Origin of the sequence: Cryobacterium ruanii, assembly GCF_004404055.1 — a bacterium.
In the GTDB taxonomy this organism is placed as follows: domain Bacteria; phylum Actinomycetota; class Actinomycetes; order Actinomycetales; family Microbacteriaceae; genus Cryobacterium; species Cryobacterium ruanii.
On sequence record NZ_SOHK01000005.1, the window covers coordinates 55,712 to 80,160 of the forward strand.

General features: G+C 65.3%; 19 protein-coding genes. 14 read left to right on the forward strand and 5 right to left on the reverse strand.

What is annotated here, in order from left to right; translation table 11 throughout:
• Nucleotides 1-75 precede the first annotated feature (75 nt).
• The 5 genes from E3T47_RS01770 to E3T47_RS01790 all read right to left on the reverse strand — a co-directional run bounded on the left by E3T47_RS01770 (nt 76) and on the right by E3T47_RS01790 (nt 7,379).
• Nucleotides 76-2,508, reverse strand: coding sequence for an ice-binding family protein (locus E3T47_RS01770; protein ID WP_134553939.1), 2,433 nt, complete (start codon nt 2,506-2,508; stop codon nt 76-78).
• Nucleotides 2,505-3,650 (reverse strand): WxL protein peptidoglycan domain-containing protein, encoded by a 1,146-nt coding sequence (locus tag E3T47_RS01775; RefSeq protein WP_134553940.1) that lies wholly within the window; start codon nt 3,648-3,650, stop codon nt 2,505-2,507. Before E3T47_RS01775 ends, E3T47_RS01770 begins: the two co-directional genes overlap by 4 nt.
• A gap of 125 nt (nt 3,651-3,775) precedes the next feature.
• Nucleotides 3,776-4,381 carry a WxL domain-containing protein gene (locus E3T47_RS01780; protein ID WP_134553941.1) on the reverse strand — a complete coding sequence of 202 codons (606 nt, stop codon included), beginning with the start codon at nt 4,379-4,381 and terminating at the stop codon, nt 3,776-3,778.
• A 185-nt stretch (nt 4,382-4,566) separates the two neighbouring features.
• Nucleotides 4,567-5,667 carry a fatty acid desaturase family protein gene (locus E3T47_RS01785; RefSeq protein WP_134553942.1) on the reverse strand — a complete coding sequence of 367 codons (1,101 nt, stop codon included), beginning with the start codon at nt 5,665-5,667 and terminating at the stop codon, nt 4,567-4,569.
• A 155-nt stretch (nt 5,668-5,822) separates the two neighbouring features.
• Nucleotides 5,823-7,379, reverse strand: coding sequence for a dolichyl-phosphate-mannose--protein mannosyltransferase (locus E3T47_RS01790; protein WP_241981851.1), 1,557 nt, complete (start codon nt 7,377-7,379; stop codon nt 5,823-5,825).
• A 61-nt stretch (nt 7,380-7,440) separates the two neighbouring features.
• Between E3T47_RS01790 and rsmI the strand changes: the two genes are divergently transcribed.
• From rsmI to pstS, 14 genes are all read left to right on the forward strand, one after another.
• Nucleotides 7,441-8,304: a 16S rRNA (cytidine(1402)-2'-O)-methyltransferase gene (rsmI, locus tag E3T47_RS01795; protein ID WP_134553944.1), complete on the forward strand. Its 864-nt coding sequence runs from the start codon at nt 7,441-7,443 to the stop codon at nt 8,302-8,304.
• Nucleotides 8,305-8,378: 74 nt separating this feature from the next.
• On the forward strand, nt 8,379-9,950 hold the full coding sequence (gene metG, locus E3T47_RS01800; RefSeq protein ID WP_134553945.1) for a methionine--tRNA ligase: 1,572 nt from the start codon (nt 8,379-8,381) through the stop codon (nt 9,948-9,950).
• A complete protein-coding gene (locus E3T47_RS01805; protein WP_134553946.1) occupies nt 9,943-10,932 on the forward strand; it encodes a TatD family hydrolase in 990 nt (329 codons plus the stop codon). The genes metG and E3T47_RS01805 overlap by 8 nt, the downstream gene beginning before the upstream one ends.
• The gene (rsmA, locus tag E3T47_RS01810; RefSeq protein ID WP_134553947.1) at nt 10,929-11,804 is read left to right on the forward strand and encodes a 16S rRNA (adenine(1518)-N(6)/adenine(1519)-N(6))-dimethyltransferase RsmA; all 876 of its coding nucleotides are present in this window, start codon (nt 10,929-10,931) and stop codon (nt 11,802-11,804) included. Before E3T47_RS01805 ends, rsmA begins: the two co-directional genes overlap by 4 nt.
• 52 nt (nt 11,805-11,856) lie before the next feature.
• Nucleotides 11,857-12,783, forward strand: a complete 927-nt coding sequence (locus E3T47_RS01815; RefSeq protein ID WP_134554221.1) for a 4-(cytidine 5'-diphospho)-2-C-methyl-D-erythritol kinase — start codon at nt 11,857-11,859, stop codon at nt 12,781-12,783.
• 69 nt (nt 12,784-12,852) lie between these two features.
• Nucleotides 12,853-14,646, forward strand: a complete 1,794-nt coding sequence (locus E3T47_RS01820; protein WP_134553948.1) for an ABC-F family ATP-binding cassette domain-containing protein — start codon at nt 12,853-12,855, stop codon at nt 14,644-14,646.
• A 183-nt stretch (nt 14,647-14,829) separates the two neighbouring features.
• Nucleotides 14,830-15,723 (forward strand): MetQ/NlpA family ABC transporter substrate-binding protein, encoded by an 894-nt coding sequence (locus tag E3T47_RS01825; protein ID WP_134553949.1) that lies wholly within the window; start codon nt 14,830-14,832, stop codon nt 15,721-15,723.
• Nucleotides 15,724-15,835: 112 nt separating this feature from the next.
• Entirely contained in the window at nt 15,836-16,864 is a 1,029-nt protein-coding gene (locus E3T47_RS01830) for a methionine ABC transporter ATP-binding protein (protein WP_134553950.1), read from the forward strand.
• A gap of 1 nt (nt 16,865) precedes the next feature.
• A complete protein-coding gene (locus E3T47_RS01835) occupies nt 16,866-17,525 on the forward strand; it encodes a methionine ABC transporter permease (RefSeq protein WP_134553951.1) in 660 nt (219 codons plus the stop codon).
• Between the two features lie 171 nt (nt 17,526-17,696).
• Nucleotides 17,697-18,242, forward strand: coding sequence for a hypothetical protein (locus E3T47_RS01840; protein ID WP_134553952.1), 546 nt, complete (start codon nt 17,697-17,699; stop codon nt 18,240-18,242).
• 29 nt (nt 18,243-18,271) lie between these two features.
• On the forward strand, nt 18,272-20,134 hold the full coding sequence (locus E3T47_RS01845) for a protein kinase domain-containing protein (RefSeq protein WP_134553953.1): 1,863 nt from the start codon (nt 18,272-18,274) through the stop codon (nt 20,132-20,134).
• 285 nt (nt 20,135-20,419) lie between these two features.
• The gene (pstC, locus tag E3T47_RS01850) at nt 20,420-21,466 is read left to right on the forward strand and encodes a phosphate ABC transporter permease subunit PstC (RefSeq protein ID WP_277871793.1); all 1,047 of its coding nucleotides are present in this window, start codon (nt 20,420-20,422) and stop codon (nt 21,464-21,466) included.
• Nucleotide 21,467: 1 nt separating this feature from the next.
• Nucleotides 21,468-22,754 (forward strand): phosphate ABC transporter permease PstA, encoded by a 1,287-nt coding sequence (gene pstA, locus E3T47_RS01855; RefSeq protein ID WP_134553955.1) that lies wholly within the window; start codon nt 21,468-21,470, stop codon nt 22,752-22,754.
• Complete coding sequence (gene pstS, locus E3T47_RS01860; RefSeq protein WP_241981853.1) at nt 22,751-24,373, forward strand: phosphate ABC transporter substrate-binding protein PstS; 1,623 nt, start codon at nt 22,751-22,753, stop codon at nt 24,371-24,373. The genes pstA and pstS overlap by 4 nt, the downstream gene beginning before the upstream one ends.
• The last annotated feature ends 76 nt before the right edge of the window (nt 24,374-24,449 follow it).

A 24,449-nucleotide genomic window follows, 5' to 3' on the forward strand; every position in this document is an offset into this window, starting at 1 on the left:
TCGCGCAGGGTTGAATCAGCGTTGGCTCAAGGTTGGCGCAATGCCCGGGATGGGGTTAATACAGGCCGCAACGAACTAAGAAATGGTGAAAGTCAGAACGGTGATGTAGGGGTTCATCGGCGAGTTTTCGATGACTCCCGAATAGTTCGACCGGAAGGCGTTTGCAGGAATCATCAGGCTGAACGTCGGGGTCAGCAGGTAGGTGCCCCGCTGCGGGCCCACGGCGGCGATCAGGGTCTGCGGGGCGTTCGACAGCGCGAGTTGGGGCGGGGTGATACCGGTTCTGGCATCAGTGTTCGGGCCCATCGTGATGGTGCCTGGCGTGATGCTCAGGTTCGCCGCTGGCAACACGCGTGCCTCGCTTTCGACCGTGCCGGCCGCGCTCGTCGGCGCGGTCGCGCTCACCGAGAGGGTCCAGGCTGCACCGGTGCCGCGCGCATCGACGATCGACCATTGACTGGACACACCGGTGGCGAACTGGGGCTCCGTGCCGAGCAGGGTCACCCTCGACAACGTCGCGCCCGCAGTCGTCGCGGTGAGGTTACCCCCCGGGGGTGCCGGACCGGTGGAATGAGCCGCGTGCGTCGTGACGGCGCCGTTGGCGGTCAGTGCGCGTCCGAGGTAGTCCACGTCGGCACCGAGAGTGATCGCGGCCAGACCCAGGATCGTGCCGGTGAAAGTGGATCCCGCCCCCAGCATGACTTCTCCGGCGACCTGCCAGTAGACCCGCGCGGCCTGCGCCCCGTTGATGAGGATGATCCGGCTGACCGCGGCGGTATTGAGGGCGGCATCCACCTGAAAGATGAAGATGGCGTTCGGGTTGCCTTGGCCGTCGAGGGTAAGCGTGGTGCTGATGTCAATCGCTGCGGCGGCTCGGTACACCCCGGAGGTGAGGGTTCGACCGGCAAGGTCGCCGTCGATCACGGTGTTCGCTGGTCGCGCCGCGGCATCCTTATACGCTGCGGCGAGGTCGGCCTGCGCGGCCGCCGCGACGGCGTCGCCGCCGTGAATGACGCCGGTGAGCACTCCCGGCGGAAACCCGGCGACCGCCGTGCCGGGGCTCACACCGATGTCCCCGTCGAAGGAGGAATATCCGGTGTTGGTGATCGACGTTGTCGCGAGGATGGCATAGCCGCTCGCGCTGCCAAGGTGCACCGCAGGTTCGGTCGTGAAGGTGTTGCCGGCGAGGGTGATGGACCCGCTGCTAGTGAGGGCGCGGCCCGTGAAGGTAGCATTGGCGCCCACGAAGATCGCAGCCTGGCCGAGGACGATGCCTGAAAACGATGATGATGCGCCGAGCTGCACCACACCGTCGACCTGCCAGAACACCCGCGACGGCTGCGCACCGTTGATGAGGCGCACACTGCTGGCGGTGCTCGTGGTGAGGGCGCCGTCGAGCTGAAAGATGAAGACGGCGTTCGGGTTGCCCTGGCCGTCGAGGGTGACCGTGGAACCAAGGGTCAGCGCGCCCGGCGCGGAATAGACACCGGCGTTGAAGATCTGGCCGGCCAGGTTGCCACTCACTGTTGCAGTGGGCGTGCGCGCGACCGCCTCGTCACTGGCGGTCTGCAGGTCGATCTGGGCCTTGGCGCTCTCCGCCGTGCCGAGGTGGGTGCTGCCGGTGACCAGGCTGGGGAGAAAACCCGACAGGCTCGTGCCGGGACTCACTCCGAGGCCGCCGCTCAGCGTGGTTCCGCCCGAATTCACAACGGATGCCCCGGCCAGCACCGAATAGCTGCCGGCGGTTCCCAGCGCCACGGGTGGTTCCGTCATGAAAATGGTGCTCGCCATGGCGATGGTGCCGTTGGACGTCAGGGCTCGGCCGATAAAGTTCGTGCCGGCTCCAATGGAGATGGCGGCGAAGCCGAGAACGGTTCCGCTGAACGCGGAGGCAGCGCCGAGCGAGACCCCGCCGACCACCTGCCAGAACACGTTTGAAGCCTGGGCGCCATTGGCGAGCACGATGCTGCTGGCCGCCGCCGTATTGAGCGCCGCGTCGATCTGAAAGATGAACACCGAGGTGGGGTCGTTCTGTGCGTCGAGGGTGAGGGTCGTGCTCACAGCAAGGGCCGCGGAGGCTTTGTAGACGCCCGCGGTGAGGGTGCGCCCGGCGAGATCGCCGGCCAGCAAACCGGTCGGCACGCGGCCGGCGGCGTCGGCGTAGGCCAGGGCGAGGTCGGCCTGGGCGGTCAGGGCGTGGTCGTCGCCCGCGTGGATACTGCCGCTGAGAATGCCGGGCGGAAATCCGGTGATCGCCGTGCCAGGGCTGGTGCCGGCGTTGCCGCTCAGGGCGCTGTTACCGGTGCCAGCAATGGCGTCGGTGGCGAGCACGGAGTAGCTGCCGGCCGTTTTGAGGTCAACCGACGCTGTGGAGGCCTGCGCCGGAGGCAGTGGTACGAGCAGGCCGGAGAGCAGCAGCAGAATCGTGAGCGCCGGGAGGGCGATGAGGTGTGTTCGGCGCCCCCCTGCGTGCAGTGGGCGACGTCGCGGTGGGTGCGTGCCGTTCATCGCCGTGGTCGACGCAGGGGAGCGTCGGCGTCTGAATCTGCGGAATCAGCAGTGGTGTTCCCGGCCTGGTCGGTCAGGTCGTCCGAAGCGGCGGGCACGGCCCTGGCGACCTGGGCGAGCGCGCGGCGGGCGCGTCCCACGAACAGGGCCGCGCGCCAGACGGCGAACGCGATCGCCAGCACGAGCAGCAGAATGATCACGATGATCCACCACGGCACGTAAATGAAGGAGGCGCTGACCTGCTGGGTACCGGCGTCGGAGACCAGCTCTGCGTCGGCGCTGCCGAGTTGGATGAACGCAGCCTGGGGCAGCGTCGCCTCGAGGTTGAGGGTGGCACCGGGGAGAATGCTCTCCGGCGCCCCGAATTGCAGCTCGGTCGTCGCGCCGATGATGCTGGTTACGCTCAGTGCCGCGGTGGGATACAGGATGGTGTTGCCGGTGTTCTGGAGGGGAAGGGTGAACGTTACCTCGTCGCCTGAGCGCTCCCAGCTCAGGGCACCGTGGCTCAGCTGGGTCGTCGCGGTACCGGCCACGGTGAGGTAGATCCGCACGCCCTGACGCTGGATTACATCCAATCGCAGTGCCGCATCGCCGCCGGACGTCGTCGTTTCACCCTGGACGGGCGGGCTCTGGATGATGATCCCGCCGGCATAGTCACCCGGCGTGGCGGTCAGGGGAACGCTCAGCCGAAACGGCACGGTGAGGTCGGAGTTGGCCGGGATGGTGATCGATTCGGCACCGAGGGTGACCCAACTGCCCACCGCCGTCTGCGCGTCGGCCTGGGCGGCAAGGGCGAAGGCACCCTGCTCGGTGCTCTGCCCGTCGACCGCGTAGTTCAGAAGCGTGACCGGGGCATCCGTGTGGTTGCTGACGATCGCGTTGGCCTCGGTTGCGGCACCGGGCGCGAGATTGATGTGAAAGAAGTCCGACTCCAATTCCGGGCGGATGCCAAGGGTTCCGTCGTCGATAGCGACCGCCGGCGCGGCAACGACGAGGGTTGCCAGCACCGGAGCCAGCACCGCGACGGCCACGAGGAGCGCGAGGCGGAGCAGCACGCGGGTGCGCGCCGGCCGAAGGTTCCACGAAGATTCGGCCGGAGCGGCGTGCGCTGGGCGACGTGCGGTGGTGGAGCGGTGTGGCATGGGGGTGGACCTTTTTGGTATCCGGTACGACCCCCGAATGAGGCGATAGCGCTATTCTCACACGGGGCTGGCGATAGTGGCGAGTGAGGGAGTCAGTATTGCCTCAAGGTTGGCGCAGGACTGCGTCAGGCGATCGTGAACGTCAGAATCGAGACGAAGGGATTCACCACGGATCCGTCGATGGCGCCTGAGAAATTGGACCGGTAGGCGTTGAGCGGAACGTTGAGGCTGAACCCGGGCGTCAGGGTGAAGGTGCCCTTGCCGAGACTGCTGGTCCAGACCAGTGCTTGCGGCAGGCCGGAGACGGTGACCGGCTCGGTCGTGGGTGCGGCATCGGCTCCCTCACTCGTGCGGGCGGTGACGATTCCGGGCGTGATGGTCAGGTTTTCGACGGCGACAGTGCGCTCGAGGGTATCGAGTGTTCCCGGTGCGCTGACGAAGTCCGTAGCGCTCACGGACAGGCTCCAGGCGGCACTGGAACCGCGAGCGTTCGTGATCGTCCACACGGCCGGGCGGCCGACCGAGGCATGGCTGGAGCGGCCGTCGAGAATGACGGGGGACATCCGAGTCGGCGCGGAGACGACCGCAGTGAGCGCTCCGCCGAGAATCGCCGAGCTCATCGTGTCGGAGGAGGTATCGGCGCTCGCCGACGGCGAGAGAACGACGCCCAGCCCGACGGCCAGTGCGATACTCGTTAATCCGATCAGACCGGGCTTAGTGCTACCTGCCACGAATATCCCCAAAGAAATGCCGACGGTTTCGGCGCGGACTGACACCTATCGGTATCGACGACCCGAATGGAAGGAGTTTTATCCTAACAACTTCACCCCGCTGTGGGCACCAATACCCGAATACCCACGAAGCAAAAAACAGGCCGCCTCCCGAGGGGAGACGGCCTGACGACTGGTGCGGGGGCCTAGTGTGTGCGGAAGCGCTGCGCCATGGGGCAGTCGAACGGGTCGCGTGCTGCCAGGCCGACCCTGTTCAGGTAGGCGATGACGATGCCGTAGCTCTCGAAGACGCCGGTCTCGGTGTACTTCACATCGTGCGACAGGCAGTACTCCTTCGCGATTTCCTGCGCCTTGCGCAGGTGCGGGCGGGCCATGTTCGGAAACAGGTGGTGCTCAATCTGGTAGTTGAGACCGCCCATGTAGGTGTCGATGAATGTGCCACCGCGAATGTTGCGGCTGGTGAGCACCTGGCGACGCAGGAAGTCGACCTTGCTTTCGGCCGGAAGCTGCGGCATCCCCTTGTGATTGGGAGCAAACGATGCGCCCATATAGACGCCGAACACGGCCATCTGCACGCCGATGAAGGCGAATGCCATGCCGAGCGGCAGAAAGTAGAAGATGACGGCGAAGTAGGCAGTGAGGCGGGTGACGAGCATGGTGATCTCGACCCAACGCTCATTGACCTTGTTCTTGCCGAACACGGTCTTGAAACCCTGGATGTGCAGGTTGATGCCTTCGAACATTAAGAGTGGAAAGAAGAAGTATCCCTGCTTGCGGGTGACGATGGCGCCCAGCCGGCTAACTTTTTTTGCGTCTTCCTCGCGGAACACGATGAAGTCGGGCTCGATGTCCGGGTCTTTTCCGATGACGTTCGGCTGGGCGTGGTGACGGCTGTGCTTGGTCATCCACCAGGCGTAGCTGATGCCGACGAAAAGGTTGGCGAGAACGCGGCCCGCGCGGTCATTGGCCTTGCCGGAGGTGAACACGGCGCGGTGTGAGGCCTCGTGGGCCAGAAAGGCGAACTGGGTGAAGATGAGTCCGAGGGCGCCGGCGATGATCAGCTGGTACCAGGTGTCACCGAGCAAAACGAAACCGGCGGCAGCTCCGAGGGTGGCGGCCACAAGAATGGAGAAGACCATCCAGTAGAAGCCGGTGCGCCGGCCGAGAAGGCCGAGATTGCGCACGGTGTGCAGGAGTGCCGAATATTCGGTTGTGGGATTCTTCGTGTCTCCACCCGGCCGGGTCCTGATGATGCGAACCGAGGGTGCGGCTAGTGCTTCCGACATGAGGCCTTAGTGGATCGGGACTTCTCAGTCCGGACATGAGCAATTACTCGTGGAGCAGATAGCCGTCAGTCTACGTTCGGGAACCCCTCCATCGTGCCCAATTCACACGCGTTTCCCAGTGATTATATGCCAAAAATGGAATGTATCTGACCGATCTATCGCCAACTTGGCATCCATATGTGGAGCTGCCAAAACGCGAACGGAGTCTGCATTCCGGTCCATACCGGGAAGAAGAATGCAGTGAGTACCAGCGCGACCCCCAGGCCGACGGCCACGCCGGCCAGGGCTCCGGAACGTGGTTGCACGTCATATTCGTGCGCCTGCGAATGTGCTGAATGCCGTCCTTCCGGCCGTGCCGGAGCGGCAATTCGCCCGAGTAGCAGCCCGATGACGAAGGTGAGGCCCAGCAGCAGGTAGGGCTCGAACGCGATCGTGTAAAACTGAAAAACCGTGCGGTTCAAATACATCAGCCACGGCAGGTAACCGGCAACCATTCCCATCAATATCAGGCCGACCCGCCACTCCCGGTATCGAGCCAGGCGATAGACGAGGTAAAACAGTGCGGCCGTCGCCGCCCACCAGATCAGAGGATTGCCGACCGAGGTGATCGCCGCGGAGCAGCTCTGAAACTGGCAGCCGAACTCGCCCCCGTTCGAACCTTGGTAGTACATGCTGGTCGGGCGGGTCATGAACAGCCAGGTCAGCGGGTTGGCCTGGTACGGATGCGGGGTGGCCAGCCCCACATGGTACGTGTACGCCGCCGCCTGGTAGTGCCAGAAACTTTGCAGGGTGTGCGGAACCCAGGCAAGCGGCCCGGTCCAGGCTGCGCCCGACCCATCGGCCCAGTCCCGGTAATATCCGCCGCGGGTGACGAACCAGCCCGTCCACGACACCAGGAAGGTCGTGACGGCCACGGGAACCAGGAGCAGGAATGTGGCCGGGGCCTGCTTGAGAATGGCGGCGCTCAGCCAGAAGGAAACGCCGTTCCGCCGCCGCGCGAGCGCGTCGACCACGACGAGGTAGAGGCCGAAGGCCGCCAGAAAATACAGGCCAGACCATTTCACGGAGCTGGTCAAGCCGAAGGCGAGGCCGGCACAGAGCAGCCAGGGGCGCCACCACAGGGTAGGGCCCCAGCCAGGATCGGTGAGGCCGACCAACCGGGTGGCGAGTCGCGCGGCGTGCCATGGCCGGTCCATCAGAACGGCGCCGAACCCGAGCAACGCGAAGAACATGACGAAGTTGTCGAGCAGGGCCACGCGGCTCATCACGATCGCGTGGCCGTCGATCGCGAGGAGAAAGCCCGCGATCAAGGCCAGCAGGCGGGACTGGAACAACCGTCGGGCCACGAGCATGATGAGCAAGACCGCGAGCACCCCGACCACGACGGTCGCCAAGCGCCAGCCCCACGGACTGCCGGGGCCGAGCAGGTTCATGCCGAGGGCGATGAGCCACTTGCCGAGCGGCGGATGCACCACGAACGAGGGTTCCATCGTGAAGATCTCGGTCTGCCCGGCCTCGAACAGTGGGTTGGCGTCGGCCGGCCAGGTGGACTCGTAGCCGTTGTTGAACAGGCTCCAGGCATCCTTCACATAGAAGGTCTCGTCGAACACGAGCGCGTGCGGCACGCCGAGGTTCCACAGACGAAGCACGGCGGCCAGCAGGACCACGGCGAGGGGGGCGCCCCAGCGAACCCATCGACAAGTTGCGAGCACTTGACCATCGTACTGAGCGTCGCGCGACCGCACTCTCCGCCCGGGCTGCGAGAATTGCAGCATGATCATCCTTGCTGCCACCCCGATCGGAAACCTGGGCGACGCCTCCCGGCGTCTGATCGAGACCCTAACGACCATCACCATCGTGGCCGCCGAGGACACCCGCGTCACCGTGCACCTGCTCAAAGCCCTCGGCATCGAGAATCGGCCCAGGCTCATCGCCCTGCATGACCACAACGAACGCGGCAAGGCTGCCGAACTGGTCGAACTGGCCCGCGAGGTGGACATCCTGGTGCTGAGCGACGCCGGTATGCCCACCGTGTCCGACCCCGGCTTTCATCTAGTGGATGCCGCGGTGGCGGCTGGCGTGCAGGTCACTGCTCTGCCCGGCCCGTCCGCCGTGCTCACCGCCCTTGCGGTCTCTGGGCTGCCGACCGACCGGTTCACCTTCGAGGGGTTCCTGCCGCGCAAGCACGGTGAGCGGGTCAAACTGCTGCGTGACCTCGCCGCCGAACGCCGCACTATGGTGTTCTTCGAATCGCCCAACCGGCTGGCTGATTCGCTCGTTGACCTGGCCGCCACACTCGGCGCTGACCGCCGCGTCGTGGTTTGCCGGGAACTGACCAAATTCTTTGAGGAGGTCAAGCGCGGCACGGCGAGCGAGCTGGCCGTGTGGGCGGCGGCCGGCGTGCGCGGCGAAATCTGCGTCGTCGTCGCCGGCGCCGAAGTGCGCGTGCTGGACCTGGCCATGGGTGTGGCGGAGGTGCTCGAGCTGGTGGCCGGCGGCATCCGCTTGAAGGAGGCTGCGGCGGACGTGTCGGCGGCCAGCGGACTGGGCAAACGCGAACTATACGAGCACGCGCTGCAGGCCAGGACCGGCGCACGGGCGCCGAAACCCGACCGTTCGGCCTTTCCCCTGGGTTGATCCTCCGACTTGATCGGCGCCACGTCGAACGTAACCGGGCCAGACCGGAAGCGCTCGCCGCATAAGATGAACGCATGTCCGCAGGCTCTTTCTACATCACCACGCCCATTTTCTACGTGAATGATGTGCCGCACATCGGTCACGCCTACACGGAGGTGGCCGCCGACGTGCTCGCACGCTGGCACCGGCAGTCGGGTGACGACGCCTGGCTGCTCACCGGCACCGATGAACACGGCCAGAAGATTCTGCGCACCGCCATCGCCAACGGCGTCACGCCGAAGGAATGGGCTGACCGCTTGGTCGAGACCGCATGGAAGCCGCTGTTGCAGACCGTCAACATCGCCAACGACGACTTCATTCGCACTACCGATGAACGCCACGAGGTCAACGCGCAGAAGTTTTTGCAGCACCTGCACGACGAGGGCCACATCTACACCGGTGAGTACGAGGGCTATTACTGCGTCGGCTGTGAGGAATACAAGCAGACCGGTGACCTCGTCGACGGCACCGGCGATTACGCCGGCCAGCTGGTTTGCGCGATCCACTCCAAACCGGTCGAGCTGCTGCACGAGAAGAACTACTTCTTCAAGATGAGCGCCTTCGCCGACCGTCTGTTGGCACTCTATGAGGAAAACCCCGATTTCGTGCAGCCGGAAGCGGCGCGCAATGAGGTCATGTCCTTCGTCAAGCGCGGCCTCAGCGACTTGTCGATCTCCCGGTCGAGCTTCGACTGGGGCATCAAGGTGCCGTGGGACGAATCGCACGTCGTCTACGTCTGGTTCGACGCGCTGCTCAACTACATCACCGCGGCCGGGTACGGCCAGAACGACGAGGAATTCGCGAGCCGCTGGCCGGCCACGCACATCGTCGGCAAGGACATTCTGCGCTTCCACGCCGTGATCTGGCCAGCCATGCTCATGGCCGCCGGCATCGAGGTGCCCAAGCAGGTCTTCGGCCACGGCTGGCTGCTGGTCGGCGGAGAGAAGATGAGCAAGTCCAAGCTCACCGGCATCGCTCCGAGCCAGATCACCGACACCTTCGGCTCCGACGCCTTTCGCTACTACTTCATGCGCGCCATCAGCTTCGGCCAGGACGGCTCGTTCAGCTGGGAAGACCTCTCGGCCCGCTATCAGTCCGAACTCGCCAACGGCTTCGGCAACCTCGCCTCCCGAGTGATCGCCATGGTCGTGCGCTACTGCGACGGCACGGTGCCGGCTGCCGGCGCGTTCACGGCCGACGACCTGGCCATCCAGGCCACCGAACGGCGGGTGACGGATGCGGCCACATCGTTCATCGCGACCCTCGCCATTCACGACGCCCTCGCGAGCGTGTGGCAGCTCGTCGACGAGCTCAACGGCTACATCACCCTGCAGGAGCCGTGGGCGCTCGCCAAGAACCCGGACAGCCGCGAACGCCTCGATACCGTGCTGCACACTGCGGTGCACGGGCTCGGCACCCTCGCCGTGCTGTTATCCCCGGTCATTCCGGTCGCGACCGGCAAGCTGTGGACCGCCCTCGGCGGTGACGGCGCCCTCGCCGACCAGCGCGTCGACCGGGCGTGGGAGTGGACCGGCGGCGCCCGGGTGAGCGCGCTCGAACCGTTGTTCCCGCGCATCGAATCGATCGTCGAGCCTTCCGATGGCTAATGACCTGTCCGGACTCGACGGCGTCGACGGCTACGGCAGCGCCATTCGCAAGCGTGAGAACACCAATGGCCGCGACCTGAGCTACCCGCCTCTGCCGGAACCGCTCACGGTGCCCGTCTACGACAACCACACCCACCTTGAAATAGCCGATGGGGAGCATCCGCTCAGCTATCGGGAACAGCTCGACCGCGCCTCGAGCGTGGGCGTGCGCGGTGTGATCCAGGTCGGCGGGGACGTCGAAACGTCACGCTGGTCGGCCGCCGCCGCGCTGATCGAGCCTCGCATGCTCGCCGCCGTCGCGATTCATCCCAACGAAGCGCCCGCGCTCGAGTCAGCCGGAACCCTCGATGACGCCCTCGCCGTGATCAACGAACTCGCCGGGCAGCCGCGCGTGGTTGCGGTCGGCGAGACCGGCCTCGATTTCTTTCGTACTCCCGAAGAAGGCCGCGCCGCCCAGTTTCGCTCCTTCGAAGCGCACATCCGCATCGCCAAGGAGCACAACCTCGCGCTGCAGATCCACGATCGCGACGCCCACGAGGCCGTCATCGAAACTCTTCTCCGGGTCGGCGCCCCGGAACGCACGGTCTTTCACTGCTTTTCCGGTGACGCTGACATGGCCAGGCTCTGCGCGGGTCGCGGCTGGTATATGTCCTTCGCCGGCAACGTCACGTTCAAGAACGCCGACAACCTGCGCGCCGCCCTGTACGCCGCCCCCCGTAATCTGCTGCTGGTCGAAACGGATGCCCCCTTCCTTACCCCGCTGCCCTACCGCGGCCGGCCCAATGCGCCGTACCTACTGCCCAACACGCTGCGCGGTATGGCCGCCCACCTCGAAACGGATGTCTCCCTGCTCTCCGCTCAAATCACCGCCAACACCGAGCTGGTCTACGGCCGCTGGGACGCCGAGCCGGTCACCGCCGCCTTCGCTGGCGCGGGCGACGACCCCCGCCCGGAGCAGACCCCCCGCGGAGGCCTGGCATGACCGACGATGCAGTTGACGCGGCCAAACCCGTCAAGACGCTCCTCGGCCCGGCCGAGATTCGCGACCTGGCCGAGATGCTCGGCGTCAACCCCACCAAGAAGCTCGGCCAGAACTTCGTCATCGATGGCAATACCGTGCGGCGCATCGTCAAGGTCGCCCGGGTCGCACCCGACGACACCGTCGTCGAGGTCGGCCCCGGCCTCGGCTCGCTCACCCTCGGCATGCTCGAAGTCGGCGCGAGCGTCGTTGCCGTCGAGATCGACGACCGCCTCGCCGAGCAGCTGCCTCTCACCGTCGAACTGATGCAGCCCGGCGCCCGGCTCACGGTCATCCGCGCCGACGCCCTGAAAATCACGGAGCTGCCCGGCGATCCCACCCGGCTCGTCGCCAACCTGCCCTATAACGTCTCGGTGCCGGTGCTGCTCTACCTGCTCGAACACTTCGCGTCGATTCGCGCCGGTGTCGTCATGGTGCAGGCCGAGGTCGGCGAACGCCTCGCCGCCCCGCCCGGAAACAAGATTTATGGCAGCCCGAGCGTGAAAGCCGCCTGGTACGGTGATTTTCGCACCGCTGGCAAGGTGAGCCGCCAGGTGTTCTGGCCGGTTCCGAACGTCGACTCGATCCTCATCGCCTTCGACCGGCGGCCCCGGCCGCTGGAATCCGACGAGCTGCGCCTCAAGACCTTCGCGCTCATCGATGCCGCTTTTCAACAGCGCCGCAAAATGCTCCGCCAGTCTTTGTCGGTCGTGCTGGGGGACTCGGCGGCGGCATCCACTGTCATGGGCGCGGCCGGCATCGACCCGACAACGCGGGGCGAACAGCTGACCGTGCACGACTTTCTCGCCATCGCGCGCGTCTGGGCGCCCGCCTAGCAGCTGCACGCTGTCCATGCGGGCCGACGGGCTGGGCTAAGTTAAAAGCATGATGATGACCGCCGGCACCACCGTCCAGCACGCGCGGGCACCCGGCAAAATCAACGTCTTTCTCAAGGTCGGTGCCGTCATGGAAGACGGCTACCACGACCTCGCGACCGCCTACCAGGCAGTCTCACTGTTCGAAGAGGTGCGGGCGACGACGGCCAGTGACTTCTCGGTCGAGTTCAGCGGCAGCATCGATACCTCCGGCCTGGCGACCGGCGGCAGTAACCTCGCCATCAAGGCGGCGCGGGCTCTCGCTCGCACGGCCGGCTATCGCGGCGGCGTACACCTCGAGATCGAGAAGAACGTGCCGATCGCCGGCGGAATGGGCGGCGGCTCCGCCGATGCGGCAGCAACTCTGCTCGCCTGCGACGCACTCTGGGGCACGAGCGCCACCAAGGACGAGCTGCTCGCCATCGCCGCCACCCTCGGCGCCGACGTGCCCTTCTCCTTCACCGGCGGCACCGCCATCGGCACCGGCCGAGGCGACCAGCTCAGCCCCGCCCTGGCCAAGGGTAAGTTCCAATGGGTGCTCGCCCTCGCCGACTTCGGCATGTCGACGCCCGGCGTGTACCAGGAACTCGACCGGCACCGCGACCGCCACGCCCAGGACATTTTTCCGGCCGAGCACCAGCCTTCCGTCGACGCTAACGTGCTGCAGGCGTTGCGGGCGGGTGACCCGCACATGCTCGCCGATGTGCTGCACAACGACCTGCAGGCCCCAGCGCTGCACCTCGCGCCCGGTCTCGGCAAAGTACTGCAACTCGGCGAACAGAACGGCGCCCTCGCCGGCATCCTCTCCGGCTCCGGCCCGACCGTGGCTTTCCTTGTAGCGGATGCCGACAGCGCGCTCGAATTGCAGGTCGCGCTCTCTGCCAGTCGCCTGAAGGTCGTGCGTGCCACCGGTCCCGTGCACGGTGCCCGAATCATCTGACCCGACCCGGCTGGTTCGTCTCCTCTGGTCAGAAATCGATCGCTCGGGCGTGCCGTAAACTTGGAGGCTATGGCACATCTTCTCGGGGCTGAGTCCCTGCACCTCGAATTTCCTACCCGCGTCATCTTTGACAGCGTCACCGCCGGCCTCAACGAAGGCGACCGCATCGGCGTCGTCGGCAAGAACGGTGACGGCAAGTCGACTCTTATGCGCCTGCTGGCCGGCCGGATGGAGCCCGACGAGGGCCGCGTCACCCGTCGGCGCGGTGTGACCATCGGTATGCTCGACCAGTCTGACGACCTGGCTTCTGGCCAGACCGTCGGTCACACCATCGTCGGGGGCATCGAAGAACACGTCTGGGCTGGCGATGCCAAGGTGCGCGACGTCATCGGCGGCCTCGTGCGTGATATTCCATGGGACGCCCTCGTCGACGACCTTTCCGGAGGCCAGCGCCGCCGGGTGGCCCTCGCCGCCGTGCTCATCGGCGACTACGACGTCATCTTTCTCGACGAGCCCACCAACCACCTTGACGTGGAGGGCATCTCCTGGCTGGCCGGTCACCTCAAAACCCGCTGGGCTGCCCAGAGCGGTGGCCTCGTGGTCGTCACCCACGACCGGTGGTTCCTCGACGAGGTCTGCAACATCACCTGGGAGGTGCACGACCGCCTGATTGAACCATTCGAGGGTGGCTACGCCGCCTATATCCTGCAGCGCGTCGAACGCGACCGCATGAGCTCCGTCGTCGAGTCCAAGCGGCAGAACTTAATGAAGAAAGAGCTGGCCTGGCTGCGCCGTGGCGCCCCGGCCCGCACTGCGAAGCCCAAGTTCCGCATCGACGCCGCCAACGTGCTCATCGAAAATGAGCCGCCGCCCCGGGATACCGTCTCGATGCAGTCGATGGCCATGCAGCGCCTCGGTAAAGACGTCGTCGATCTCATCGACATCGGCGTGAAGTTCGGCGACAAGACCGTGCTGAACGACGTGACCTGGCGCATCGCGCCGGGGGAGCGCACCGGCATCATGGGCGTCAACGGTGCCGGCAAGTCCACCCTGCTCAACCTCGTCGCTGGCACCCTGCAGCCGACGACCGGGCACGTCAAACGCGGCAAGACCATCAAGGTGGCCGTGCTCACACAGCAGCTGTTCGAACTCGACGAGATTCGCAACGACCGCGTGAGCGACGTCATCGGCCGTCAGAAGACCAGCTACATGGCCGGCGGCAAGGAAATCACGCCCGGCCAGATGCTCGAACGCATGGGTTTTCTGAGTGCCCAGCTCACCACGCAGGTCAAGGACCTCTCCGGCGGGCAGAAGCGGCGCCTGCAACTGCTGCTGATCGTGCTTGACGAACCCAACGTGCTAATCCTCGACGAGCCCACCAACGACCTCGACACCGACATGCTCGCCGCCATGGAAGATCTGCTCGACTCGTTCCCCGGCACCCTGCTCGTCGTCTCGCACGACCGGTACCTCATCGAGCGCGTCACCGACAACCAGTACGCAGTCATGGACGGCGGCTTTCGCCACCTGCCTGGCGGTGTCGACCAGTACCTCGAGGTGCGCCGCAAGGCAGTTGCTGGCCCTGCCTCCGGCTCCCCGACGGATGCCGCCGCCGCGAACAAAAAGATCCCCACCCTCGGCGGCGCTGAACTGCGCAACGCCCAGAAGGAGCTCGGTTCGATCGACCGCAAGGTGGTCAAGCTGCAGGAGCGCATTGCTCAAAAGCATGAGAAGCTCGCCGCCCACGATCAGTCCGATTTTGCCGGTCTCGGCGAACTCGGCGTGAAGCTGACCGAACTTGAAGAGACCATCGCCACGCTCGAAACGCGCTGGGTCGAACTTACTGAGCTGATCGAGGGCTAGCGTCGCAGAAGCTGTGACGTTGTGTGTCGGAGTCGGCCGCGCGTCGCAGCTTCGGCGCGTATCGTTAAGGGGTACCTGCGCAGCCGCGGTACCCAGCTCTTCGAGAGCGCAGCCCTCTGGCAAGACCGGTCGTTGTTGTGTGCCCGGGAGCGACCACACCCCAGATCGTTCGAAGGAATTATTGTGAAGAAGAAACTGCTAGCCGCCCTCGCCGTGGCACCCCTCGTCGCCCTGTTGGCTGGCTGCGCCGGAGCCGCATCCGAGGGGCCCGCCGCCGGCACCGACGGCGATGCCATCAAGATCGGCGTCGTCGGCGCCAGCGATCCGTACTGGGCCGTCTACACCGAGGCCGCCGCGGCCGAGGGCATCGAGGTCGAGATCGTCGACTTCGCGCAGTACCCGCAGGTGAACCCGGCCCTCGCCGCCGGAGAAGTCGACCTCAACCAGTTCCAGCACATCGTCTACCTGGCCGAGTACAACGAGGCGAGCGCTGAGAACCTCGCTCCGATCGGCGCCACGGCCATCTACCCAATTGCGCTGTACTCCTCTGAGTACAGCGACGTCGACGACATCGTGGCGGGCGACACCGTTGCCGTGCCCGACGACGACAGTAACCAGGCCCGCGCGCTCGTGCTGCTGCAGTCCAACGGACTCATCGAGCTGACCGACGGCGGCACGATCTATTCCAGCATCGCTGACGTCGACGAGAAGACCTCGAAGGTCAAGGTCACGGCCCTCGAGGCCTCGCTTACCGCGAGCTCGCTGCCAGACGTCGCCGCCGCGGTCATCAACAACGACTTCGCCGAGAAGGCGGGACTCAAGTTCGAGGACGCCATCGCCACTGATGATGCGACCGACCCGAAGGCCCTGCCCTACGCGAACATCTTCGTCGCACGCGACGAAGACAAGAACAACGAGACCTTTCTAAAGCTCGTCGAGATCTACCAGACCACCCAGAAAGTACAGGACGGCGTCCTCGCCGTGTCCGGCGACACCGCCGTCATGCTAACGACCCCGGTAGCTGACCTCGTTGAATCCGTGGCCGGAATCCAGGCCGAGATCCAGGCCGCAGAGTAAGCACCCACTGTAGGAATATACGCAGTACGAACAGCGCAGTCCGGGGGAGTACAAGCCCCGGACTGCGCTGTTGTGTCCGGCGGTACCCGAACGAAACGAGCGAGGCAAACGGATGGCTGTAGTCAGTCTGCGCAATGTGGGCAAGGTATACCCGCCCACGACCAAAGACGGTGCCGGCGTCACTGCCATTGACGACGTGAGTCTCGACGTCGAGGCCGGCGACATCTACGGAATCATCGGCTATTCCGGTGCCGGCAAGAGCACTCTGGTGCGGCTCGTCAACGCGCTGGAACGGTCCACCTCGGGCGAGATCTGGGTGAACGGGCAGAACATCGCCGCCCTGCGCGAGCGCGAGCTGCGCCGGGTACGCCTCGGCATCGGCATGATTTTTCAGCAGTTCAACCTGCTCGGCTCTCGCACCGTGTCCCGTAACGTGGCCTACCCGCTCGAAGTGGCCGGGTATCCCAAGGAGCAGCGCGCCGCCCGGGTGGCCGAACTGCTCGACTTCGTCGGCCTCGCCGACAAAGCCGGGTCCTTTCCCGACCAGCTCTCGGGCGGCCAGAAGCAGCGCGTGGGCATCGCCCGTGCCCTCGCCACCCAGCCGAGCATCCTGCTCGCCGACGAGGCCACGAGCGCGCTCGACCCGGAGACCACGCACGAGGTCCTCGCGTTGCTGAAACGGGTGAACGCGGAATTCGGGGTCACCATCATCGTGATCACCCACGAGATGGATGTCATCCAGACCATCGCGACCAAGGTCGCCGTCATGGACCACGGTCGGGTCATCGAGCGCGGACCAGTCTTTGACGTGTTCTCGAACCCGCAAGCCGCGGCATCCGCTCGATTCGTCGCGACCGTGGTCAAGGGGGTGCCGTCTGTGGCCGAACTCGCCGTTCTGCGCGAACGGCACGCCGGCCGCATCGTCACGCTCGCGTTTCGCGACAGCGCGGTCGACCAGGGTGCCGTCTTCGGCGAACTGGCCCGGGCAGGCATCGCCTTCGAGGTTGTCTACGGCGGCATCAACGAGATCCAGGGGCGCCCGTTCGGGCATCTCACCCTCGCCCTCACGGCCGCCGATCGGGTGATCGACACGGTGCTCGCCCACATTCGCACGCTCACGACCGTCACGGAGGTGCGCTGACATGGATGCACTCATCGACCTGCTGCCCGAATTGTGGACGGCCACCTACGAGACCCTCTACATCGTCGCGATGACCCTGTTCTTCGGCGGCCTCGGTGGCCTGCTGGTCGGCCTCGGACTCTACCTCACCCGCGCCGGTAGCATCCTTGAGAACAAGCCGCTGTTTTTCGTGCTCAACCTGCTGGTCAACTTCATTCGCCCGATTCCGTTCATCATCTTTCTCGCGGCGGCGCAACCCCTCGCTCGAATCGTCACCGGCAGCGGCATTGGCAACAACGCGATCATCTTCACGATCGCCCTCGCGGCGTCCTTCGCGATGGCCCGCATCGTGGAGCAGAACCTGCTCACCGTGACCCCCGGGGTGATCGACGCCGCGCGCAGCGTCGGCGCCGGGCCGATCCGCATCATTTTCACTGTGCTGCTGCCCGAAGCGCTCGGTCCCCTCATTTTGGGGTATACCTTCATCTTCGTGGCGCTCGTGGATATGTCGGCCGTCGCCGGGTACGTCGGCGGCGGCGGCCTGGGAAACTTCGCCCTGCTCTACGGCTACCGCCAGTTCAACCCGGTCGTCACCTGGGCGGCCGTGCTGCTGATCATCGTCTTCGTTCAGTTCGTGCAGTTCTTTGGCAACTACCTGGCTCGCAAGGCCCTGCGTCGCTAGGGCCTCAACACACACGACAGCCCCGAATGGACGTGCCTTGTTCACGCGTCGTTAATCCGCACCACACCTGCAGGTAACCCCTACCGCTCAATGTTCTGGTCTAGCCACGTGCACGCCACTTGCCACTTCGACGCGACAAGTAGGGGTTCACCCTTTTCTCCAGGAGCGCACGTGCCCGGCACCAGTCAAGTCGTGTTCTCCGCCTTTCACTCCCTGGCTGATCCCAAGCTGCACGGCTGGGCGTCCCTGCGCGGTCAGATCAAATCCGTGTCGGATTTCGCAGAGCGGGCGGCGCAACCCCGCACGAGCCCACTAGCGGCAGGGATTCGTCCCGATCTGGCGACAGTGCAGGCCGGCGTCTGGCGCCTCCTCGCGCCCAACAAACGCGAGCTCGGACGCAGCGCATCTGTGTATAGCTCCTTCAACGTCGCTCGAGGGCACGTGGTGCGCTTGCAGAGCCTGGCGGCGGAGCTGGATTCTACCCCTGTCATCGGACCAGCCCCGGGAACTCATGGTTTTTACATCACCCTCGGGGACCTGATCGTCATGACCAACGGTCGATGGTACGGCGCCGCCTCCGCGAGCAGTGAGGCGGCGGCGGCAGCAATTCTCGCGCTCGGTGCAGCCACCGTCGCCACCGGCGTGCGTTCGCCGCTGCCGGTGCGCAAGGGCGCTCACGGCGCACTGCCCGGAACCACGAAAGCTCTGTCGTGGTGACCATTCGACGTTTGGGACGGTAGACGCCGGTGACGGATGCCTCTGTCGACGGGTTGGTGTCGGGCCGATACCGCCTCGGCGACCTGCTGGGCACGGGCGGGTCGGCGTCGGTCTTCGCCGCGATCGAGATCAGTACCGGGCTGCCGGTAGCGCTGAAGATTCTGCATCCTCACCTGTCCGGGTCCACGGAGGCCAGAACGGCTTTCTTTGCCGAGGCGCGCACCGCCGCTGAACTGAAGCACCCCAATGTGATCCGCGTCCTGGACCAGGGCGAACACGCGCCCGCCGGGGGAAGCGACGAGTCGCAGGCGTGGATTGCGCTGGCGCTGGTTCCCGGCATGAGCCTGGCCGACTGGATTGAGGAGCGCGGGCCATTGGCGGTCAGCGATGCGCTGGCCGTCGCCAGGGGCGTTTTACAGGCTCTGATAGCAGCCCATGCCGTCGGGCTCATCCACCGGGACGTGTCGCCCGCCAATATAATGGTGGCGTTCCGTGCCGACGGTTCGCTGTCCGAGGATGCCGTCGTGCTGCTCGACTTCGGCCTGGCGGATGCCGCCGGGCGAACCACCGTATCGGCTAGCGTGCTGCTCGATGTCGAATCAAGCAGGGGCGGTGACCCGGAGGCGCTCGGAGTTCTCGGAACGGTGGATTACCTGTCCCCGGAACAGGCCCGAGGCGTGGCTGTCGACGCCCGCGGAGACGTCTATCAAGTCGGCGGGGTGCTCTACTTTGCGTTGACCGCACAGCCGCCGTTCGTACGGCAATCGGAGGCGGCGGTCCTGCGCGCCCACGCACAGGCCCCGCCGCCCGTACCGTCGGTGCTTCGGGCGGGCATTTGCCGCCGGCTCGACGGGATCGTGGTGAAGGCTCTGCTCAAGGACCCGGGCAGTCGTTTTCCAAGCGCTGCCAGCATGCTTTCTGCCATTGAGGCTGTCACAGCAACAGCCGGCACGTCGACAGCGACAGCCGGATCGGCGACATCGGTTATCGATGGGCCAGATTCCCGCGCCAACGCGAAAACCAGAATTTTGGCACCACAAGCTTTTCTTCAGGCTTGCGCCGACACGACCGTACCCTTGCGGCCAACCCGGCCGATGCACGCGACCGATGTGTCCCAAAGCGCCCATCCACCCCAGTCAGGGGGGCGCCGACGGCCCGTTGGCGCCGGGTTGCTCGCTGGAGTGCTGGTCACCGTGGCCATCGGTGGAGGCTGGGTTCTGGCCGCCCAGGGAGCAGCGGACTCGTCGAGAAGTATTGGCACGGCGCCTGCTGCCGTTGCCGCGGCAAGCCCAGAGCAGCAGTCCGCGACACCGATCGATGCAGCGGCATCCGTGCCGGTGCTCGTGCCTGAACTGCTGAACCTGAATTTGATGGCGGCAACTGCTGCCCTGCAGGCGGCCGGTCTGCCGTTGGGAACGCTCACCATTGAGAATTCGCCAAGCCCGGGCGATACCGTCCTGCACATCTCGCCGGCGGCAGGCACTCGCCTGCCCACAGGCCAGGTCGTCAACCTGACGGTAGCTTCGGGATTCAATGTGATCCCGGTGGTGCGGGAGCTGACCCAGGTCGACGCGACCCGAACACTTCGAGCGGCCGGATTCGCCGCCCAGGTCGCCCTGCGCACGAGCGAAACCCAGACAGCCGGATCGGTGATGGGAAGTGATCCGGGGGATGGGGTCGTGCACCGGGTTGCCGACGTGGTCACCCTGCTGCTGTCGACCGGTCCGGCGGCACCGACTCCAACCGGCACCCCGGCACCCACCATGACATCGTCGGCCACGCCGCGCCCGACAGCTACCCCCACGCCCACCGGCTCGCCCACAGCGCCGCCCGCCGCACCGCCCACAGCGCCGCCCGCCGTGGCGACTGCCGTGACCCGGCCCGCTGCCTGACGAAAACGCCTGCGCTTAGTGCCTGGTCGGCACGCAGCGGCCTGCCGGTCCGAGCAACGACGCGGCCCGCTGGCCCGAGCAACCACGCGGCCTGCCGGCCTGAGCAACGACGCGGCCTGCCCGAACAACGACAGAGTCGATGAGCGCGGGAGCGCAGCCCCAATTGGACACACTGCCGTTGCCTGTAGTTCACCTAATTGGCGCCTGCCGTATTCCCTCCCCGCAAAATATCAGCTTGGGCCACACCGGTCCAGCTGTTTCCGCCACCACTTGTCTGAGGACTCCTTGACCACGATCTACCCACCTGAGCCATCGGGCCAGGCCCCGACGTCGGCGGGCTGGACGCCGGGATTCGATGACGGCCCCCGCCGTTCCCTGACCCCCCGGCCCTCATCGTCTGACACGATTTTCAAATCCGTGGCTGTCTCAGCCGGCGCCACCACGGTGGGAATCATGCTCGCGGTGGGACTTTTCCTCGCTGTCAGGGCCAGCAGCGCTCTGCAGGTATCCGGCTTCTCGTTCCTGGTCGAGCAGCAGTGGTCACCCGAATCGCAGGTGTTCGGAATCGCCTCGATCCTGTTCGGCACGATCACCATCGCCCTCATCGCCATGTGCGTCGCCGTTCCGCTGGCCCTCGGCACGGCCCTGCTGATCTCCGAGATTGCGCAGGGGCAACTTCGCAAAACCCTCATCACGCTGGTCGACCTGATGGCCGCCGTTCCGAGCGTGGTCTTCGGCCTCTGGGGCGTCTTTTTTCTGCAGGCGAACGTGATCCCCGTGGCGTCGTGGATCTCCACCTACTTCGGCTGGATCCCCTTCTTTCAAGTAACGGATGCGTCGGGGCAAGCCCTTACCGAAGCCAGCGCGTTCACATCGTCGGCCTTCATCGCCGGAATCGTCGTGGGCCTCATGGTCGTGCCGACCCAGACGTCCGTCATGCGTGAGGCGTTTTCCCAAGCTCCGAACGGTGAGCGCGAGGCGGCTTTTGCCCTCGGTTCCACGCGCTGGGGCATGATTCAGTCCGTGGTTCTGCCCTTTGGCCGCGGCGGTATCATCGGCGGAATCATGCTCGGTCTCGGCCGTGCCCTCGGCGAGACCATCGCCGTCTACATGATTATCTCGCCCATCTTCACCATCAACTGGCAGGTGTTGAAAACAGGGAGCAACTCCGTCTCCGCGCTGATTGCCTTGCGCTACGGAGAATCCAGCGAGTTTGGATTGTCTGCACTCATGGCGGCTGGCCTCGTGCTGTTCCTGATCACCCTGATCGTCAATTTCACCGCCTCGTCCATCGTGGCCCGTTCGCGTTCCGGCGCTGACAGCGAGGGGTGACATGTCCACCGATTTGCTCAACGCGCCGGAATCGACCACAACGATTCCCTCCTCGGAGGGCATCGAGGTGGGGCCGCGTCGTCGCGTTCGCTCCGTTCGCGTCGACGACCGGTTCAATCTGCTCGGTGCCGCCGCTGCTGGCGTCGCCGTGGCCACTCTGCTGTTTGGGTGGTTCACACCGCTGTCCGGTCTTGTCGGGTGGGTCGTAGTCGCCTTCCTGACCTTTCTCATTTTCTACGCGGTGCTCGTGGCGATGAAGTCCGATCGCCAGGAAGTCAAGGACCGGGTGATGTCGGTTCTGCTTTCCAGCGCCGGTGTCATCCTCTTCGGCGCCCTGGTCTTCGTCGTCGCCTACACCCTGGTGCGCGGCCAGGAAGCGCTTCCGCACCTGAACTTCTTCACCGAGAGCATGGAACTGGCTGGCCCCCTTGACCCGCTCTCGGCCGGCGGTATTTTGCACGCCATCCTTGGCACGCTGATCCAGATCAGCATCGCTCTCACGGTCACAATCCCGCTCGGCATCGTCACAGCTCTGTTCCTGAACGAGATCGGGGGGCGCTTTGCCAAATTCGTTCGCACCATCGCCGACGCCATGACCGCGCTGCCATCGATTGTGGCCGGGCTGTTCGTCTACTCGGCCATCATCGTGCTGATCACTCACCAGCGTTCGGGATTTGCCGCGGCCATGGCCATCACTGTCATGATGCTGCCCATCGTCATTCGAGCCTCGGACATCGTCCTGCGGTTAGTCGCGGGTAACCTGCGCGAGGCGGCTTATGCACTGGGCTCCACCCGATGGCGCACTGTGTGGCATGTGGTTCTACCCACGGCCCGACCGGGGCTCGCCACGGCCGTGATTTTGGGTACAGCCCGCGGCATCGGCGAGACGTCACCGGTGCTTCTGACCTCCGGAGTCACCGCGGTGACAAATCTCAATCCGTTCTCCGGCCCGATGATTTCGTTGCCTCTGCAGGTCTTTGACTTCGTCAAGTCGCCGGAGCCGAACATGATTGCGCGCGGTTTCGGTACCGCGGCCGTTCTGATCCTTCTGGTGCTCACCCTGTTCGCGGTAGCACGGCTGATTGGTGGCCGTGGCCCGGGGGAGCTTTCCTCCGGCCAGCAGCGTCGCGTGCTGGAGGCATCCGTCCGAGATGTGCGGCGTATCACGATTGCGGCGGACCGTCGTCGCTCTCCGGTCGGAGCGCCAACTTCCGCAACGGATTCGGGTCCAGACCGTCCCGCGACACCAGAACGTCCCGCACTACCGAAAGAGGAGTCGTCATCGTGACGCGGAAAAATTTCTGGGCGCGCGCAGCCCACACGCTGACTGCGGCGTTCGTCGTGGCATTGAGTGTGGCGACCGTGGTTCCGGCCCACGCAGTCACCTATGACCCGATCACCGGATCAGGTTCGACGTGGTCGCAGAACGCCCTCGACCAGTGGCGCAAGAACGTTGCCGCCAACTACGGAATGACCGTGAACTACTCGGGAGTGGGGTCCTCGGCCGGACGTCGCGACTTCGCCGCCGGCAGTGTGGACTACGCCGTCAGTGAGATCCCCTTTCAGTCGAAGCCCGAAGACGGTTCGGCCCCTGAGGTGCCAGCCCGCGGCTTTGCGTACATGCCCATTGTTGCCGGTGGTTCGTCCTTCATGTACAACCTGAAGGTCGGTGGGGTGCGGGTATCGAACCTGCGATTGAGCGGTGAAACGATCACCAAGATCTTTACCGGGGTCATCACCAAATGGAACGACCCGATCATCGCCACCGACAATCCGGGACTAACCATGCCCGACAAGGGCATTGTGCCGGTCGTGCGCTCAGACGGCTCCGGCTCGACGGCGCAGTTCACCCTATGGATGTCGAAGCAGCACCCGAACCTGTGGAACTCTTACTGCGCATCCGTAGGGAAGGCGACCCCGTGCGGGCTCACCTCCCAGTATCCGCTCAGCGGCAATATGAAAGGTCAGAGCGGTTCCTCCGGCGTGGCCGGTTATGTCAGTCAGGACTACGGCGAAGGCGCTATCACCTACGTCGAGTATTCCTACGCCCTGGAATCGGGTTATCCGGTGGCCAAGGTCCTGAACGCCTCCGGTTATTATGTCGAACCGACCGCGCCGAGCGTAGCCGTCGCCCTGATGCAGGCTCAGATCAACACCACCCCCGGCCCCGACTACCTCACCCAGATTCTGGAGGGCGTGTATAACAACACGGACCCGCGCACCTATCCACTGTCGAGCTACTCCTACATGATCGTGCCGACCGAGGTTGTCGCCGGGGGAGTCTTCACCGCGAAGAAGGGCGCCACGCTCGGTGCCTTCGCGAGCTACATGCTGTGTGAAGGCCAGCAGCAGGCCGAAGCCCTCGGCTATTCGCCATTGCCCATGAACCTGGTATTGGCAGGATTTGACCAGATCGGCCGGATTCCGGGCGCAGCGCCCGCACCGGATCCCAACGCCTGCAACAACCCGACTTTCAAACCGGGCGATTCCCCGTCGAACAACCAGCTCGCACTGACAGCGCCACAGCCGGCTGCATGCGACAAAATTGGCGCAAACCAGTGCACCACAGGCACGGGCGGATCCCTGGCTGAGACCCCCATTTCTGGTGCGGGCACCGGTGGAACCGCGTCCAATGCCGTAGCCGGATCAGCGGATTCAGCAACCGCTGCGGCCACCGGCGCAACCGCTGGCGTGATGGCAAGCTACGACGAAAACGGAGCCCTGATCAGCGGAACCGGTGTCACAGGGTCTGCGGTGGCCTCCCCATTCACCCTGGCATCCTCCGCGTGGGGAACCGGCCAATCGACGATGCTCTTCGCCGCAGTCCTTCTCCTCGCTGCGGCACTGCTTCCACCACTGATCTGGCCTCGACTGAAGCGCACTCCGGCGGAGGTCGTAACCAAATGAGCGCGAGGGGGTACCGCCAACGCCGCCTGTTTTTGGGTAGGTCGACGGTGACTCGCGCCGGTGCTACCGGAGTGGT

Excerpts from the sequence above, each read along its gene's own strand:
- rsmA (WP_134553947.1), top strand. The coding sequence starts at position 10,929 with ATGACCGACGATGCAGTTGACGCGGCCAAACCCGTCAAGACGCTCCTC.
- rsmI (WP_134553944.1), top strand. The coding sequence starts at position 7,441 with ATGATCATCCTTGCTGCCACCCCGATCGGAAACCTGGGCGACGCCTCC.
- E3T47_RS01785 (WP_134553942.1), bottom strand. The coding sequence starts at position 5,667 with ATGTCGGAAGCACTAGCCGCACCCTCGGTTCGCATCATCAGGACCCGG.
- pstA (WP_134553955.1), top strand. The coding sequence starts at position 21,468 with ATGTCCACCGATTTGCTCAACGCGCCGGAATCGACCACAACGATTCCC.
- E3T47_RS01770 (WP_134553939.1), bottom strand. The coding sequence starts at position 2,508 with ATGAACGGCACGCACCCACCGCGACGTCGCCCACTGCACGCAGGGGGG.
- E3T47_RS01815 (WP_134554221.1), top strand. The coding sequence starts at position 11,857 with ATGATGACCGCCGGCACCACCGTCCAGCACGCGCGGGCACCCGGCAAA.
- metG (WP_134553945.1), top strand. The coding sequence starts at position 8,379 with ATGTCCGCAGGCTCTTTCTACATCACCACGCCCATTTTCTACGTGAAT.
- E3T47_RS01820 (WP_134553948.1), top strand. The coding sequence starts at position 12,853 with ATGGCACATCTTCTCGGGGCTGAGTCCCTGCACCTCGAATTTCCTACC.
- E3T47_RS01805 (WP_134553946.1), top strand. The coding sequence starts at position 9,943 with ATGGCTAATGACCTGTCCGGACTCGACGGCGTCGACGGCTACGGCAGC.
- E3T47_RS01830 (WP_134553950.1), top strand. The coding sequence starts at position 15,836 with ATGGCTGTAGTCAGTCTGCGCAATGTGGGCAAGGTATACCCGCCCACG.
- E3T47_RS01835 (WP_134553951.1), top strand. The coding sequence starts at position 16,866 with ATGGATGCACTCATCGACCTGCTGCCCGAATTGTGGACGGCCACCTAC.
- E3T47_RS01775 (WP_134553940.1), bottom strand. The coding sequence starts at position 3,650 with ATGCCACACCGCTCCACCACCGCACGTCGCCCAGCGCACGCCGCTCCG.